This window comes from Sphingobacterium sp. ML3W (assembly GCF_029542085.1).
In the GTDB taxonomy this organism is placed as follows: domain Bacteria; phylum Bacteroidota; class Bacteroidia; order Sphingobacteriales; family Sphingobacteriaceae; genus Sphingobacterium.
On sequence record NZ_CP107036.1, the window covers coordinates 1898889 to 1914996 of the forward strand.

Here is a 16108-nt window from a genome sequence, read left to right on the forward strand (position 1 = left end):
TACCAAGACAATCCATAAAAGATTGTCTTTTTTATGTATATTAGGCTTCAATTCATTCGCTTTTGAGGTTAAATTTTTGTAACTTCGCATGCGTAGCAAGCCAATTAAAAAGGCTTGCTTACTAGTTTTATTGAAACCAAATTCATATGGCTGAAGAAACAGAAAACGACAACAATCTTGTTCCGGCAAACGACCGGATTATCCCAATCAATATCGAGGATCAGATGAAGTCTGCTTACATTGACTACTCCATGTCTGTCATTGTATCCCGGGCTCTTCCTGATGCACGTGACGGCATGAAGCCTGTACACAGACGTGTACTTTATGGTATGTTGGACTTAGGGGTTACCAGTGGCAAGCCTTATAAAAAGTCTGCCCGTATCGTTGGTGACGTATTAGGTAAATATCACCCACACGGTGATTCTTCCGTTTACGACACCATGGTTCGTATGGCTCAAGATTGGAGTTTACGCTATCCGTTGGTAGACGGTCAAGGTAACTACGGTTCCATTGACGGTGACCCTCCTGCGGCAATGCGTTATACAGAGGCGAGATTAAAAAAGATTGCCGAAGAAATGCTTTCCGATATCAACAAAGATACTGTTGATTTCCAAAATAACTTTGACGACTCTCTACAGGAACCTACCGTATTACCGACCCGTATCCCTAACCTTTTGGTTAATGGAGCTTCTGGTATCGCTGTAGGTATGGCAACGAATATGGCGCCACATAACCTGTCTGAAGTAATTGATGGTACCATTGCCTTCATCGATAACCGCGATATTGAAGTACCTGAATTGATGCAGCATATTAAAGGTCCTGATTTTCCAACTGGGGCATTGATCTATGGTTATGCTGGTGTTCAAGATGCTTGTAATACAGGTCGTGGCCGTATCGTCATGCGTGCAAAAGCAGAAATTGAAACAACCAAATCTGGAAAAGAACAAATTATTGTGACCGAAATCCCTTATCAGGTGAATAAGGCCAATATGATTGAACGTACTGCTGATCTGGTTAACGAGAAGAAACTGGAAGGTATTTCTGCTATCCGTGACGAATCTGACCGTACAGGTATGCGTGTCGTTTATGATATTAAACGTGATGCTAATGCGAATGTCGTATTAAACAATCTATTTAAATACACAGCCCTACAAACTTCTTTTTCAGTCAATAACATCGCCTTAGTTAAAGGAAGACCTGTGCTGATGAATCTAAAAGATATGATTCGTGAGTTTGTTGAACATAGACACGATGTCATCGTCAGACGTACACGTTACGAATTGGCGGAGGCTGAAAAACGTGCTCACATCTTAGAAGGATATCTGATCGCGTTGGATCATTTGGATGAAGTCATTAAATTAATCCGTAACTCCGATACACCTGAAGATGCGCGTCTTGGATTAATGGAGAAATTTGGTTTATCCGATCTTCAGGCACGTGCGATTCTGGATATGACCTTGCGTCGTCTGACAGGACTGGAACGTGATAAGATCAAAGAAGAATATGCTGAATTGATGAAAACAATTGATTATTTGAAATCTATATTGGCAGACGAAGAACTCCGTATGAAGATCATCAAAGATGAGTTGATTGAGATCAAAGAAAAATATGGTGACGAACGTAGATCTCAGATTGTACACTCTGCGGAAGACATGCGCATGGAAGACTTTATTGATGACGAAGAAATCGTGATCACCATCTCCCACAACAGCTATGTAAAACGCACGCCATTATCAGAATATAAACGTCAAGGTCGTGGTGGTCGTGGATCAATCGGAACAAATACACGTGAAGAGGATTTCACAGAGCATATTATTACAGCTTCAGCGCACAACTATATGCTCCTATTTACCGAAGCAGGCCGCTGTTTCTGGTTACGTGCATTTGAGATTCCTGAAGGAAGCCGGACATCGAGAGGCCGTGCACTTCAAAACATCATCAATGTACCGAAGGAAGAGAAAATTAAGGCATTTATCTTAGTGAAGAACCTGAAAGACCAAGAATACTTGGAAAACAACTTCATTATCATGTGTACTAAAAAAGGTACCATCAAGAAAACGTCTTTAGAAGCTTATTCCCGTCCGAGAGCAAATGGTATCAATGCGATCAACATCAACGAAGGTGATCAATTAATCGAAGCTTGTTTAACCACAGGAAGCAGCGAAATTGTGATGGCACTACGCTCAGGAAGAGCAATCCGCTTTAATGAGTCTACCGTTCGTCCAATGGGTCGTACAGCAACAGGAGTTCGCGGTATTACATTGTCTGCCGAAAGTGATGAGGTGATTGGCATGATTAGTGTCAATGATTCAGAAACAACTGTATTGGTGGTTTCGGAGAAAGGCTACGGAAAACGTACCGATATCGAAGACTACCGTGTCACAAATCGTGGTGGTAAGGGAGTCAAAACAATCAATGTAACCGATAAAACAGGTGAATTGGTTGCGATAAAAGGTGTTACAGACGCTGAAGACCTAATGATCATCAATAAGTCTGGTATCGTTATCCGGATTGCTGTAGAAGGATTACGTGTGATGGGCCGTGCAACACAGGGTGTGAGACTCATTAATCTGAAAGACAACGACGAGATTGCTTCCATTACGAAAGTAGATCGTGAAGAAGAATCTGACGAGGAATCTGGGGATATCGAAAATTCAACAGAAGGAGATAACGAAGGATCGGCTTCCGAAGAAAATATAGATTCAAACGAAGAATAAACTGCATGAAAAACTTACTGATATCATTGTTAATATCTGCAAGTAGTTTAACTGTTGCTGCCCAATCAAATTTGAAAGAGGGCAGCAACAGTTTTGCTTTATATACCAAAACTGGTGACTTCAAACATCTCGAAAATGCCAGAAAGTTTGCTGACGCCGCATTTCTAACAAAAAAAGATACGTCTGCTGTCAATAATAACCTTTTAAGGGCTTTGGTATATAGCTCATTGGCGGTTGCAGATTCAACTAGAAAACAGCAGTATAAACTAGACCCGATAGATATATCCATCAAATCGCTAAAATTGTTGGATGCAAAAAAGGCGCGTCGGAATTTTCCTGCAGAGATGGACTATGTTCGTCAAAATCTTGCAGGCGCAATCTCCTATCAGGGCGGTATCGCACTAAAAGATGATAAATTTGATAAAGCATATAAGGCTTACCTTCGAATAGACTCCCTTGGTTTTAAAAATACCGACCTCAAATATAATCTTGCCGTACTTGCCGGAAAAAACAAAGATTATATGAATGCTATTAATTACTATAACGAGCTTATTAAAGCTGAAAATCCCAAGCCTAACTACTTTTTGGAATTGGCACAAATTTATAGCTTAGGAGGTACTAAACAGGATGTCTTAAACGTTCTAGAGAAAGGACATGCTATATTCCCAGAGAATAAGCAAATCCTTTTTAGATTAATAGATGTGTATTCGGCCAATAATTCGTACGATGCAATATTGAATGTTATCGCTGATGCAATTCGTTTGGAACCTGAAAATGTTGAATTAAATTACATTGCCGGTTATTCTTACGAAAATGCGAATGATCTAAAAAAAGCAAAAGAATACTATAATAATGTGTTACGATTAGATCCAAACAATTATGAATCTAATTTGGCATTGGGCTTAATTAATCTCGAAACGCTATTAAAAGATCCGACAAACCAGGATATCCAGGATTTAACGGTCGAATATCTATTAAAAGCAAACGAAATCAAACCCTACGATGTTAATGCCTTAAAAGCCTTAGCAAAATATTATACGCTTATCGATGATGCGTTACAATTAGACAGGGTGAATTTATTATTGAATCAATTAACAGTTAAATAGATATGAATTTAAAATCTCTATTATTATTAGCGGCAATAGGTACTGTATCTACATCAGTTTCTTTCGCTCAAACGGGTAACGTAAAAAAGGCAAAAACTGGTCTTGCTAAATTTCAGGAATTAAAAGATGCTGGTACTGCACAATTAGGCTTACCAAATCTTAAATCAGCAAAAGAAGCTATTGACGCTGCCGTCATCAACGAGAAAACAAAAGATAATGCAGAAGCTTGGACAGTATACGCTTTGGTTAACGCAAACTTATCGACTATAGATAAATCCACTGAGTTGGCAAAATTAGCAGAAGATGGTATTGCCAAAGCAAAACAATTGGATACAGATGGAGCAAACAAAGCAAACATCACTGTAGCTGAGCAAATCCTTGGACAATACAACTTCAATATTGGTGCTGAAGAATACCAGGCACAAAAATACGCCGATTCTTATAGTTCGTTCACCAAAGCATTGACGTACCTTCCTGGAGATACGCTAGTGACTTACTACAGTGGTGTAGCGGCATTGTCCAACAAGGATTATAAAAATGCGATCGAACGTTACAAAGAATTGATCCCTAGAAAAGATTTCTCTTCACATAAAACAATTATGGTTGATTTACCGAAATTGTACTTATCATTGCAAGACACAACTTCTGCTCTTGAATATGCGAAGAAAGCTGCTGAAGCTTACCCGGATGACAATGCAGCGATGACGCAAAATATCGAATTGAATTTGATCACAGGACACGAGAAAGAGACAATTGATGCTATCACGACACAATTGGCTAAAGATCCATCGAATAAAAGCTTAAACTATTATTTAGGTATCGCACAAGCATCAGCAAAAAATGATGAGGCAGCAGTTGCAGCATACAAAAAAGCGTTGGAAATCGATCCTAACTTCTTTGAAGCCAATACAAATTTAGCGATCACGTTGATGAATAAAATTCGTGAAAAACTAAATGTTGTTAACAACAACAGAAAATTGACACAGGCGCAATATAACACAGAAGTGGACAAGATTAAAGCAGAATTGAAACCTGTATTACCTTACTTGGAGAAGGCTGTTTCTTTGCAACCAAAGAATGTAGATGCTTTAACAAATCTAAAGAACTACTATGTTTTTATGCAAGATGAAGCTAAAACTACTGAAGTCAATGCCAAAATCAAGGAATTAGAATAAATTTTTCCAAAATAAATAGAAAATCCCCAGCGTTTGTTGGGGATTTTTTTATGCTTGAACCGTAATTATTATTTTTGTTTGAGCTTAGCCTCCTTTATTTGGAAATTAGTATTTCCAATCAGTCTATTATAAAATTGCGATCAGTTCAATCTGAAATACCAAAGTGCACTCCCCTCCTTTTCGGGGCATTAGTTCTTCCTTTCCATAAGCTAAATGCGGTGGAAGGTAAACTTGCCAGATTGATCCAACAGGCATCATACACATGGCCTCCTGCCAACCACGGATAAGTTCATTGATATAAAATGTTTCTGGCCGTTTATGCCTATAGGAGCTGTCAAATACCGTTCCGTCCAATAGCTCACCCTTATAATGACAGATTACTTTTGAGGTCTTCACCGGAATTTTACCGGCACCTTCCGTCAATATTTTATATTGTAAACCCGATGGACAGACTGTTACACCTTCCTGCGTAGCATTCTCTTTTAGAAATGTGATTCCTTCCTCCCTATTCTTTTCCAATAACGCTGTCGCGTTTAGCTTATTTTTCTTTCTCTGTACCAAAGTAATATCGTTTAAATGCTAAAGTGGTGATCAGCGCTGCACATACAGCCACAGTATTCGCGATAGATTTGCTCGATTGCGGAACGCAACATACTGACCAAGGGTCAAAGTAACGGCTTTTTATCTTTTTAAAGAAAAAATGCAGCGATTTTTAGGGAAGCCTAAAACGTCACTGCATTCATATCGTAGATCTACACCGATCTACACTTATTTTTATATTCCAAACTGCTATACCAAGGCAGCATGTAACGTTTTTTCAAAGCTAAATGCTTTGCTGACTGGGCAATTATCCTTTGCTTTCTGAGCAAACGCCTGAAATTCCGCATCGTCAATGGAAGGTACTTTTGCGGTCAGTTCCAACTCAGAACGCACGATTGCACCATTTTCAAATACAATGGTTGATACCGTTTTGAGTTCATCGGGTACAAAACCAGCTTCTGTTAAAAATGCGCTCAGCTGCATCGTAAAACATCCGGCATGGGCTGCGGCCAATAGCTCTTCCGGGTTGGTGCCAATACCATTCTCAAACCGTGTTGAAAACGAATATTGTGCCTGATCCAATACCGTACTATCTGTGGTCAGATTTCCCTTACCTTCTTTTAGACTCCCATTCCATTGGGCTGTTGCTTTTCTTCTCATGATTATTTCTTTGTTGTTATATATTATTATCCTTCGATACTACCTTTATTTTCAAAGATTTGCTGGAAATAACACTCCAGATCCATTTAAGAACGATCTATATATACAACAAACCTGCCTATAAAAAGTTGTATTTTATTGTATAAAATCATGTCGCACTTCTGAAGAATGTCTCGTTATTCACTACAATAAAACTAAACTCATGAATAAATTAGCGTATCTCCTCATCTTAGTAGCATTCACTTCTTGTAAAACTCGTCAGAACACGCAACATGCCTTAATTCAAGATTGTCCCGAAGAAAAAATTGTCAATAAGATTCCCGGACCGCCAGTAAAAGGAGAATCTGAAAAAATCTACTATATCTATCAAGGCAAAAAAGTATCACCTAAACAATTCGATCAGGAATGGCTTGAAAAAAATTGTGAGATTAAGGAGACAGTCGTCTACTAATTTTATTTCTAAAAACAAGCCTAAACACGTACTTTTGCCTAAAATTTTTTAAAATGACAGTTTCTCTTCGGGAGGTCAATAAAAAGATTTTAGGCTATGTTTCTTTAACTTTTCTCGGTTATTTCACAATTGGCTTATCACTTGCGACCTTACCCATTTTTATTCATCAAATTTTAGGGTTTAATACAATTATCGCCGGATTGGTCATCAGTGTCCAATATATTGCGACCTTTTTATTACGGGGTTATGCCGGAAAAATAGTGGATACCAAAGGCCCCAAGGTATCGGTCCTGCGCAGTATGCTCTTTTTTGCGCTTTCGGGGATCTTACTCCTATTCGTCTTTTTATTCAAATCGCAGCCTTTCATAAGCCTTGGTTTATTGCTGATCACAAGGTTATTCACAGGCATTGGCGAGGGACTGGTCGGCGCCAGTCCGATCAATTGGGCGCTATTGGAGCTAGGCGATGAACATGCTGCCAAAGCCATCTCCTTTAATGGTATTGCGAGTTATGGCGCACTTGCCCTCGGAGCACCATTGGGTGTATTGATGGTTGACCATATCAATTATGAATCATTGGGACTGCTGACCTTTGCTATTGGTATCTTGGGCTATCTTTATAGCAAATCAAAAACTCCCTTTCGGGTGATCGCCAAGAAGACTAGCACTGTCAGTTTCAAGCGTGTACTTTTGACTGTCGCTCCATTTGGGACCTGTCTGGCCCTGGGCGGTCTCGGTTTTGGGAGTATATCGACCTTTATGACACTGTATTATGAGCATTTTAACTGGCAGAATGGTGCTGCCTGTTTGACCGTTTTTGGTATTTTCTTTATCCTGACAAGGCTTGTGTTCAATAAGGTCATTGATCAATATGGAGGTTTGAAAGTCGCCTTGGTCAGTCTTTTTGTAGAATCATTAGGTTTATTGGTTATTGCCCTCGCCCTCCATCCCCTTTGGACACTTGTTGGAGCAGCATTAACAGGCCTTGGCTTTTCACTCGTTTTTCCTGCCCTTGGGGTGGAAGCGATCAAAAAGGTCGATCAAAGCCAACAGGGCTCGGCATTGGCTGCATACGGATTATTTATTGATATTTCTCTGGGGATTACAGGTCCCTTGATCGGTTTTGTAGCCAACAATGTTGGCATGACTGGTATCTACCCCTTTAGTGCCGTTATGGTGTCTATTGGTTTTGCAGTCGTAGGCAATTTATTATATAATCGGAAACCGAAGCTTGCCTGACACTCCCGACCTGTGCATGGTAGATTCTCAAAAAACTACAGGGGATATACAAATAGAAGAAACGAAAAAAGGCTAACCTGACGGTTAGCCTTTTTTATATTACTCGTATTGTTAGCTTATATTAGTTTTCAATGCTCGGTACAGCAACAACCTCATTGGTATCAGCGTTGTAATCTATACCATCAAAGTTAAAACCAAATAAGTTAAAAAACTCATTGCGGTAACCTTCGATATCGGAGATCTCAGTCAAATTTTCTGTATTCGCTTTCTCCCATAGTGCGGCGACTTCAGCCTGAACATCTGCACGCATCTCAAGGTCGTCAACACGGATTCTGCCTTTATCGTCAAGCAATACTTTGCCATCAGCAGTATAAAGACGCTCTGCAAATAAACGTTGCATTTGTTCAATCGTGCCTTCGTGGATTCCTTTTTCTTTCATCACCTTGTATAATAAGGAAATGTACAAAGGTACAACTGGGATCGCTGAACTAGACTGTGTCACTAAAGCTTTGTTTACAGAAACATAAGCTACTCCGTGAAGATCACTTAAGATCGCGTTGATTGCAGGTACAGTACCTTCCAAATCATCTTTCGCACGGCCAATCGTTCCATTGCGGTAGATCGGATAAGTCAATTCAGGGCCGATATACGAATAAGCAACTGTCTTTGCGCCTTCAGCTAAAAGGCCTGCAGCTTTAAGATCTTCGATCCAAAATTTCCAGTCTTCTCCACCCATTACGGCAACTGTATTGGCAATATCTTCACTATTTTCTACGGGTTGAATCGTAATATCCGAAACAACACCCGTATGGAAGTCTACCGTTTTATCGGTAAAAGGTTCCTGTATAGGTTTTAAAACAGAAGCGTGTGCAACACCTGTTTTTGGGTGTGTACGACGCGGAGATGCTAAACTGTAAACCACTAAATCTACTTGTCCCAGATCCTTTTTGATTAATTCAATGGTCTGTTTTTTGATATCGTCCGAAAAAGCATCACCATTGATACTTTTGGCATATAATCCAGCTTCGTGGGCTTCTTTTTCAAAAGCCGCAGAATTGTACCAACCAGCGGTACCCGGCTTACCTTCTGCCGCAGGTTTTTCAAAAAATACACCGATTGTAGCAGCTCCAGAACCAAACGCTGCAGAAATCCGGGATGCAATACCAAATCCTGTTGAAGCACCGATCACCAACACTTTCTTTGGACCATTCGCGATCTCACCCATCGATTTCACGTATTCAATTTGATTTTTAATGTTTTGCGCAGCCCCTTGTGGATGCGAGGTTAAACAAATAAAACCTCTAGTTCTTGGTTGTATAATCATCTTGATGAATTTTCTTACTACTTGTTTTATTGATTAGGCAAAATAAGGAATTTTAAATGAGAAAATCGCCATAAAAATCAATTACTTTTTGTTTCATTTCCAATTAAACGCGCATTTGCTTACTTTCACTGTATTAAATTGACAGTACATTCTTTTTATTTATGCCATTCCAATTTACAATAAAAAACAATAAAAATACGGCACTTTTTTTAGGAATAGTTGCCGCATTATTTTTCGCCAGCACCTTCGTCTTAAACCGCGTTATGGCAGTTTCGGGTGGAAGCTGGCAATGGACAGCATCCTTACGTTTCATCTGGATGCTTCCCATCTTGTTTGTTATCGTATTCATTAGAGGTAATTTAGCGCCTCTCTTTGAGGCCATCAAATCCAACATACCGCAGTGGTTGCTATGGAGTACAATAGGTTTTGGTGTATTTTATGCCACCCTTACCTTTGGTGCTAGTTTTGGCCCCTCATGGTTGGTCGCCAGTACCTTTGAATTCACCATTATCGCAGGTATGTTTATCGGGCCCTTACTGGAAAAGAAAGAGAATCGAAGCGGAATTTCCAAAGCCTCACTCCTGTTCTCGATCACTATTTTTTTGGGAATTGTCCTCATGCAAATCTCAGAAGCACGTGCAAGCTCCATAAAGTCCATGTTATTGGGAACCATCCCTGTATTGATCGGGGCCATTGCCTACCCTTTGGGAAACCGCAAGATGATGCAAATAGCGGAAAATAAATTGGATGCCTTCCAACGAACACTGGGCATGACATTATGCAGCATGCCCTTTTGGATTCTGCTCAGCATCTTTGGCTATATGGACAGTGGGCTCCCAACCGAGAGTCAGTTGCTGCAGACCTTCATGGTTGCCATTTTTTCTGGAATAATCGCCACCCTCCTATTCTTTACGGCAACAGATCTGGTCCGCACCGACCACAAAGCCCTCGCGGCGATTGAAGCAACGCAAGCCATGGAAGTAATCTTTACACTATTGGGCGAAATAATACTATTACAAGCTGCCTTTCCAAATAGTTATTCCTGTGTGGGAATTGCCCTCGTTGTCATTGGAATGATACTCCATAGTCGTGCAAATTAAGGTCCGAAAGCGTAAGATATCAATTTTCATCAGCCTGTAAGGTCTTGCTGATCTTGCTTAAATTAAGACTATTGGCCATAGCTGAAAAAATTTCGTAGTAGGTTCCTTTCTGTATATAAAGTTCCTCATGTTGCCCCTGCTCAACAACATGGCCTTTCTCCATCACGACAATTGCATTGGAATCAATAATCTGGGAGATGCTGTGCGATACAATAATTACCGTACGATCTTTCTTGATCGCATCAAGGCTATTTTTAATCTGCTCCGTAGCAATGGCATCCAGATTCGCTGTGGGCTCATCCAGAAAAATAATAGGCGGATTTTTCAGAAACAACCGTGCAATCGCAATACGCTGTTGCTGTCCACCAGAGAGCAATTGCGCATCAGAATCGTAGCCTTTTGGCAACTCCATAATCTGTTGATGGATATAGGCTTTTTTAGCTGCTTCCACGATTTCTTCCCGTGAACTCCCCATCTTGCCATATTCAATATTTTCAAATATTGTCCCTTTAAAAATATGATTACGCTGCAACACCATACCGATATGCTGCCGGAGGAATGCAGTATCATAATCTGCCAAATCTACACCATCCAATAAGATCTGCCCACCTGTCGGTTCATAGAATTTATCCAACAAGTTGATAATTGTACTTTTCCCCGCACCACTTAGTCCGACTAAAGCTGTAATTTCATTGGGTTTAATAGCAAAGCTGACATCTTTTAGTGCCTGTGTCCCATTGGGATACTCAAAGAAAACCTGACGCAATTCCAAATGACCGTGGATTTTCTCCGGCCGATACGTTCCTTTTGATTCAATCTGATCATCCGATTCCAGGATCTCAAAAAAAGACTCCGAATAGATCAGGGCATCGTTGACCTCATCATAAATGCGATGCAATTGGCGAATCGGTGCCGAGACGTTGTTGAACAGCATGATATGGAACATAATGGCTCCAATTGTAATTTGTCCAGATAGCACCAAATAGGCCGTCAATACAATAATGATAACGACTGCAATCTGTTCCACAAAATTCTTTATGCTATCGTAAAAGAAACTCGTCTTTCGGGTTTCCATTTGATTTTCGGTCATCTCAAATTGAATCTTCTCATGTCGTTTTGCTTCTTCAGGCTCCCGTACAAAAGATTTGATCACAAGTATTGATTCAATAAGACTGATAATTCGATTATTTTTAGATTCACGGTAATTACGCATCTGTCGCCTAAATCCTGTCAGTTTTGAGGCTTGGGTCTGACTAATGTAAAGGTATAATGGAATGACTGCGACACCCACCAGGCCTACGTATACATTGGCATAGAACATACAAGCCAATGCGATGATAGCATTGGCAAATAAAGGCAAAATATCAATAAAGAAGTTTTGCACCAAACGTGTAAGTGAGCTGATTCCAGCATCTATACGTGTGGCTAACTTTCCACTTTCATTATCTGCAGAAGTATAAAAGGCAAGTTTATAAGTCAAAATGCGGCTCACAATAGCCTGTGAAAAATCACGTGCAATATAAATCCGAAGTTTTTCCCCATAGAATTTTTGACCAAACTGCACCAGCGCATAGATAATTTCCTTCAGCAACAATACCGCACTGATGATCCCGACAATATACAGCCCCTTAGACAACGGTTCCTTGGCCACCATCATTGCATTAATGGTATCTACTGTATACCGTAAAATAAATGCGTTAATTTGAGCAGCAAATGACCCTACCACGGTCAAAAGTAAAGTATAAACAATCAGCTTGCGATAAGGGCGGGCAAAGGGAACAATTTTTTTAAACAGCTGTGGAATAGTCATGGAGAAAGATTATGATAAGTATGGAACAAGTAAGCAGTATGCTTTGTTTAAAAGTAAATAGAAAATCATATAAATCCTATACAGCAAAACTGAAATACCAGAGCAAAAAAAAGTCGTACCATAAACAATGATACGACTTCAATATACTGTGCTTTAAATGTGCTTATCCAAAAATCCGGTTCAGCACCTTAGCCAGACGCAGACCACCTTTGAGTAAACATTGCTCCATGGTATCTTTATTTTGATAAACGTAGGAATAAGACAGGTTGGCATTGTTGGCTACATCAGCATAAATCTTTTCTGCAAGCTGATTTGACTCATACAACCAATTGGACAATTCACCAGCGGCCAATTGTTCGTTTTCCTTTTTACCATTGATATCCAATACTGTTGCGTACTCTGTATAACTATATTTCTCATTATCCACCAAATCGCTGTCCCAAACGCGGTGAATGTTCGATTTTTTTCCAAACCAGCTCACTTCGATCTTATTTCCACCCTGATCTTCTGCTCGGCTGACATGCATAGGTTGATGCGCATCCCCCAAGATATGGATCAAGAAATAAAGATTCTGTTGCTGTTGATCCAGCGAAATATTTTTATCTGCAAAAGATTGCTCGATACGGATTGCTGTTTTGTATAAATTTTCATCAGCCGAATTTTCAAGTCCCAGTTGAAACTCTGCCCAAGGTAAATTTGAATTTAAATTTATAAAATGAGAATTACCTAATTTCTTAAATTCTGGGTTAGGATCCGACTTGATAAAGTCGCCCCAATTTGCCCAATATGCCAACTTTTGCTGTCCAATGATTTTTCCAATATTCTTTTTTGCTTTCTTGTTCAAATGACGCTCAGCGATCTCAGCGACGACACGATGCCCAATGGTTCCCCAGGCAAATACCGATGAAAGTTGAAAACACAAAGCCACAGCCAGCAAACCCTTAATCATTTTTTTCATTGTTGTATCTATTTAATTGTAATTATTTAAAAATATCGAACGCATATTTTGCGGAAGACCAAAACTCGTCAAGTGCAATCATCCGTGGTTTAAAGAACGTGATCAGTTCCCCCCACTCTATTTCCTTAAAAATACTATGGCCTTCCAGTGTCTTGTAGATCTGACAAATCGGCTTGCCATATTCGTCATAGCCATCCATATCCCATTCCCATTCTTCTCCCAAAATATCATGAAGCAGATTTTTGTACTGCAGAAATTGCTCTGCCATCAACGCACGGATTCCAGCATCAGTATGTGACCAGGTTATCGCAATTTTGGCAGCTTTCTTGTCGGCATCCATTTTAAAATACAGCTGTTTGACCCCTGTTTTATAGTTAACCCAATTTACTTTTTCACCGTCAGCAGATGCATGCAGGGACATGAATTGCCCAAACTTGGTCCAGAACAGCTGTTTTAATTGTTTTACCTCTTCTCTAGAATACACAAATACTATTTTTAAGTCACAAAATTAAGAAAATAGCTCAGTATGCCTAAACCTTATTGGTATTAAAATTGTTGTTTTATCAACAAACAAATTCAAAAGATGAATATAGACAAGAAAAAATCGCTCTTACTGCTGGCCGCTGTGGCTTTGGGAACTGTCGCATACAATGCATTAAAGCCGGTGATATCGCGCCCCGATGTAGTGGACCCTTTTGACTTAGATAAATACCTTGGAAAATGGTTTGAAATCGCTCGACTCGATTTCCGTTGGGAAAAAGGACTGAGTCAGGTTTCAGCAGAATACAGCAAAAATAAAAATGGAACGATCCGGGTAAACAACCAAGGCTATTCGGAGGAAAAAGAACAATGGAAACAATCCATCGGAAGAGCCAAATTTGTCAATGGTCCACATGAAGGCGCATTGAAAGTCTCCTTCTTCGGCCCCTTCTACAATGGCTATAACATTGTAAAAATAACTCCAGATTATAAATATGCACTCATATTTGGAGACAATCTCGATTATATGTGGATTTTGGGCAGGGATACAACGATTCCAGAAAAGATCCGAAACGAGTTTCTAACCTATGCATTACAATGTGGATATGAAACCGGTAATCTGGTTTGGACAAAACATTAGTCGAAAATCGGCGCCAGTACCTGATAATTGAGGGTGGGATCCTGTGCTAAAACATCAGCAATCTCCTGAAGATCCTGCTGGTCGATGGCATTTTTAATCCCAGCATTGTATAGATTCGCAAGAAATAGCGCGGCATCACGCTTTTCAGCTATTGCTAAAATGGAACTTCCAACATAGAAATTGAGAACAGACGTGGCATAATCGCCAAATATATTAAAACTAAAATCGCCATTTTTCTGTAAGGAATAGCGCATCATTTTCTCAAAATCCGAACGTAAAGTATCTTTTGTAGTATCTTTCATAGCATAAACTCAAATATTCCAGCCTATTCAACCTTTGGCAAAGGTGCAAAAAAAATCCCAAACAATGCTGTAAGGAAAAGCATTGTTTGGGATGATTAATTATTCCGGTCAGAGGGCCTAAAGCGCCTCAGCGTGTTGAGAAACGTCCAGGCCAAGTTCTTCATCTGTTTCCTCCACACGTAAAGGAGAAATTAGATCCGTTACTTTTAATAGAACCAGCGAGCCCACAAAGGCGAAGAAAGATACTGCGAACAAGGCAACGGTATGCACAAAAAACAACTTCGTTTCACCAAAGAATAAGCCATTATCAACGACCAAAGGATTGACATTATGGTGAGCAAATACGCCAGTCAGCACCATCCCTACCATACCACCTACACCATGACAAGGAAATACATCCAAGGTGTCATCAATACTTGTTTTACTTCTCAGATAGACAACCAGATTGCTGATCAATGCAGCGACTAACCCGATGACCATGGCGTGTGGAATACTGACAAAGCCTGCTGCTGGTGTAATCGCAACCAAGCCCACGACAGCACCAATACATGCACCCATCGCTGATGGTTTTTTACCTCGGATAATATCGACAAATATCCATGCCATCGCTGCCATCGCCGAAGCCGTCGTTGTTGTTGCAAACGCATAAGCCGCTATTGTATTAGCCCCGCCAGCCGAACCGGCATTAAATCCAAACCAACCGAACCACAGTAAGGCTGTTCCCAGGATCACATAGCTTATACGGGCTGGATTGTGTGTCTGTAATTTACGGCCTTTTAAATAAATCGCTGCCGCCAACGCAGCCCAACCTGCTGACATGTGCACGACCGTACCGCCGGCAAAATCAAGGACACCGAATTTCGCCAAAATCCCTTCCGGATGCCAGGTCGCATGCGCCAATGGCATATAAATAAAGATACCAAATAGGATAATAAACAACATATAAGAGTTGAATCGGATACGCTCGGCAAATGCACCCGTAATAAGTGCCGGCGTAATAATCGCAAATTTCAGTTGAAACATCGCGAATAAAACCAATGGGATAGTTGGCAATGCACCCCAAGCGATATTTCCTAAGGTCCCCTTCATCATAAAGAATGTGCGTGGATCACCTATAATCCCACCGATATCTTCGCCAAAGGCCAAACTAAATCCGACGATCACCCAGAGGATTGTCATCAGACACATACAGATAAAACTCTGCATCATCGTTGAGATCACATTCTTTTTACTGACCATTCCACCGTAAAAAAATGCCAGACCGGGCGTCATAATCAACACCAGCGCTGAGGAAGTCAATAACCAGGCTGTATCCCCTGTATCGAATTCCGCTTTGTCGAGTGCAGACAAATCTATAGATGGAAATACAAGTCCCAATACGCCCAAAAGTACCAGAACTAAAAGTGGAATAATTTTTTTCATTTGTTTAAACTGATTAGTTTTTATTAATACATCAATAAATTGTTATTTAAAATACAAAAACAAAACAAAAACCCATTTTTACTTATTGTTTTGACAAATATAAAGTGTTTTTATTGAAAAATTACTATCAAATATTATTTTTTGTAATATTTTTTACATAATTTCACATCAACAAAGACAAAAAC

General features: G+C 40.0%; 15 protein-coding genes. 7 read left to right on the top strand and 8 right to left on the bottom strand.

The window, feature by feature from the left end; all coding sequences use genetic code 11:
• Nucleotides 1-146 precede the first annotated feature (146 nt).
• Genes gyrA through OGI71_RS08135 form a run of 3 tightly spaced genes read left to right on the top strand, consistent with a single transcriptional unit; the run spans nt 147 to nt 4998 of the window.
• Entirely contained in the window at nt 147-2717 is a 2571-nt protein-coding gene (gene gyrA / locus OGI71_RS08125; protein WP_282254887.1) for a DNA gyrase subunit A, read from the top strand.
• Between the two features lie 5 nt (nt 2718-2722).
• Complete coding sequence (locus OGI71_RS08130; protein ID WP_282254888.1) at nt 2723-3823, top strand: tetratricopeptide repeat protein; 1101 nt, start codon at nt 2723-2725, stop codon at nt 3821-3823.
• A gap of 2 nt (nt 3824-3825) precedes the next feature.
• Nucleotides 3826-4998 (top strand): tetratricopeptide repeat protein, encoded by a 1173-nt coding sequence (locus OGI71_RS08135; RefSeq protein ID WP_282254889.1) that lies wholly within the window; start codon nt 3826-3828, stop codon nt 4996-4998.
• Nucleotides 4999-5124: 126 nt separating this feature from the next.
• Here the strand turns inward: OGI71_RS08135 and OGI71_RS08140 are convergent, their stop codons facing one another.
• A complete protein-coding gene (locus tag OGI71_RS08140; RefSeq protein ID WP_282254890.1) occupies nt 5125-5559 on the bottom strand; it encodes an FKBP-type peptidyl-prolyl cis-trans isomerase in 435 nt (144 codons plus the stop codon).
• Nucleotides 5560-5787: 228 nt separating this feature from the next.
• The gene (locus OGI71_RS08145; RefSeq protein ID WP_282254891.1) at nt 5788-6198 is read right to left on the bottom strand and encodes an OsmC family protein; all 411 of its coding nucleotides are present in this window, start codon (nt 6196-6198) and stop codon (nt 5788-5790) included.
• 202 nt (nt 6199-6400) lie between these two features.
• On the opposite strand from OGI71_RS08145, the gene OGI71_RS08150 reads away from it, so the two are divergent.
• Nucleotides 6401-6649, top strand: coding sequence for a hypothetical protein (locus OGI71_RS08150; protein WP_282254892.1), 249 nt, complete (start codon nt 6401-6403; stop codon nt 6647-6649).
• A 53-nt stretch (nt 6650-6702) separates the two neighbouring features.
• Nucleotides 6703-7887 (top strand): MFS transporter, encoded by a 1185-nt coding sequence (locus tag OGI71_RS08155; protein ID WP_282254893.1) that lies wholly within the window; start codon nt 6703-6705, stop codon nt 7885-7887.
• 121 nt (nt 7888-8008) lie between these two features.
• Here the strand turns inward: OGI71_RS08155 and fabV are convergent, their stop codons facing one another.
• A complete protein-coding gene (gene fabV / locus OGI71_RS08160) occupies nt 8009-9211 on the bottom strand; it encodes an enoyl-ACP reductase FabV (RefSeq protein ID WP_282254894.1) in 1203 nt (400 codons plus the stop codon).
• 161 nt (nt 9212-9372) lie between these two features.
• On the opposite strand from fabV, the gene OGI71_RS08165 reads away from it, so the two are divergent.
• Nucleotides 9373-10311, top strand: coding sequence for a multidrug resistance efflux transporter family protein (locus tag OGI71_RS08165; protein ID WP_282254895.1), 939 nt, complete (start codon nt 9373-9375; stop codon nt 10309-10311).
• Between the two features lie 19 nt (nt 10312-10330).
• On the opposite strand, the gene OGI71_RS08170 is transcribed toward OGI71_RS08165, so the two are convergent.
• From OGI71_RS08170 to OGI71_RS08180, 3 genes are all read right to left on the bottom strand, one after another.
• Nucleotides 10331-12121 carry an ABC transporter ATP-binding protein gene (locus tag OGI71_RS08170; protein ID WP_282254896.1) on the bottom strand — a complete coding sequence of 597 codons (1791 nt, stop codon included), beginning with the start codon at nt 12119-12121 and terminating at the stop codon, nt 10331-10333.
• 163 nt (nt 12122-12284) lie between these two features.
• On the bottom strand, nt 12285-13079 hold the full coding sequence (locus tag OGI71_RS08175) for a S1/P1 nuclease (RefSeq protein WP_208642440.1): 795 nt from the start codon (nt 13077-13079) through the stop codon (nt 12285-12287).
• 22 nt (nt 13080-13101) lie between these two features.
• A complete protein-coding gene (locus OGI71_RS08180; protein ID WP_282254898.1) occupies nt 13102-13563 on the bottom strand; it encodes a DUF4268 domain-containing protein in 462 nt (153 codons plus the stop codon).
• 99 nt (nt 13564-13662) lie between these two features.
• On the opposite strand from OGI71_RS08180, the gene OGI71_RS08185 reads away from it, so the two are divergent.
• On the top strand, nt 13663-14199 hold the full coding sequence (locus tag OGI71_RS08185) for a lipocalin family protein (RefSeq protein WP_282254899.1): 537 nt from the start codon (nt 13663-13665) through the stop codon (nt 14197-14199).
• Here OGI71_RS08185 and OGI71_RS08190 read toward each other — a convergent pair.
• Entirely contained in the window at nt 14196-14501 is a 306-nt protein-coding gene (locus OGI71_RS08190; protein ID WP_282254900.1) for a hypothetical protein, read from the bottom strand. The genes OGI71_RS08185 and OGI71_RS08190 overlap by 4 nt on opposite strands.
• A gap of 117 nt (nt 14502-14618) precedes the next feature.
• Nucleotides 14619-15923 carry an ammonium transporter gene (locus OGI71_RS08195; protein WP_282254901.1) on the bottom strand — a complete coding sequence of 435 codons (1305 nt, stop codon included), beginning with the start codon at nt 15921-15923 and terminating at the stop codon, nt 14619-14621.
• Nucleotides 15924-16108 lie beyond the last annotated feature (185 nt).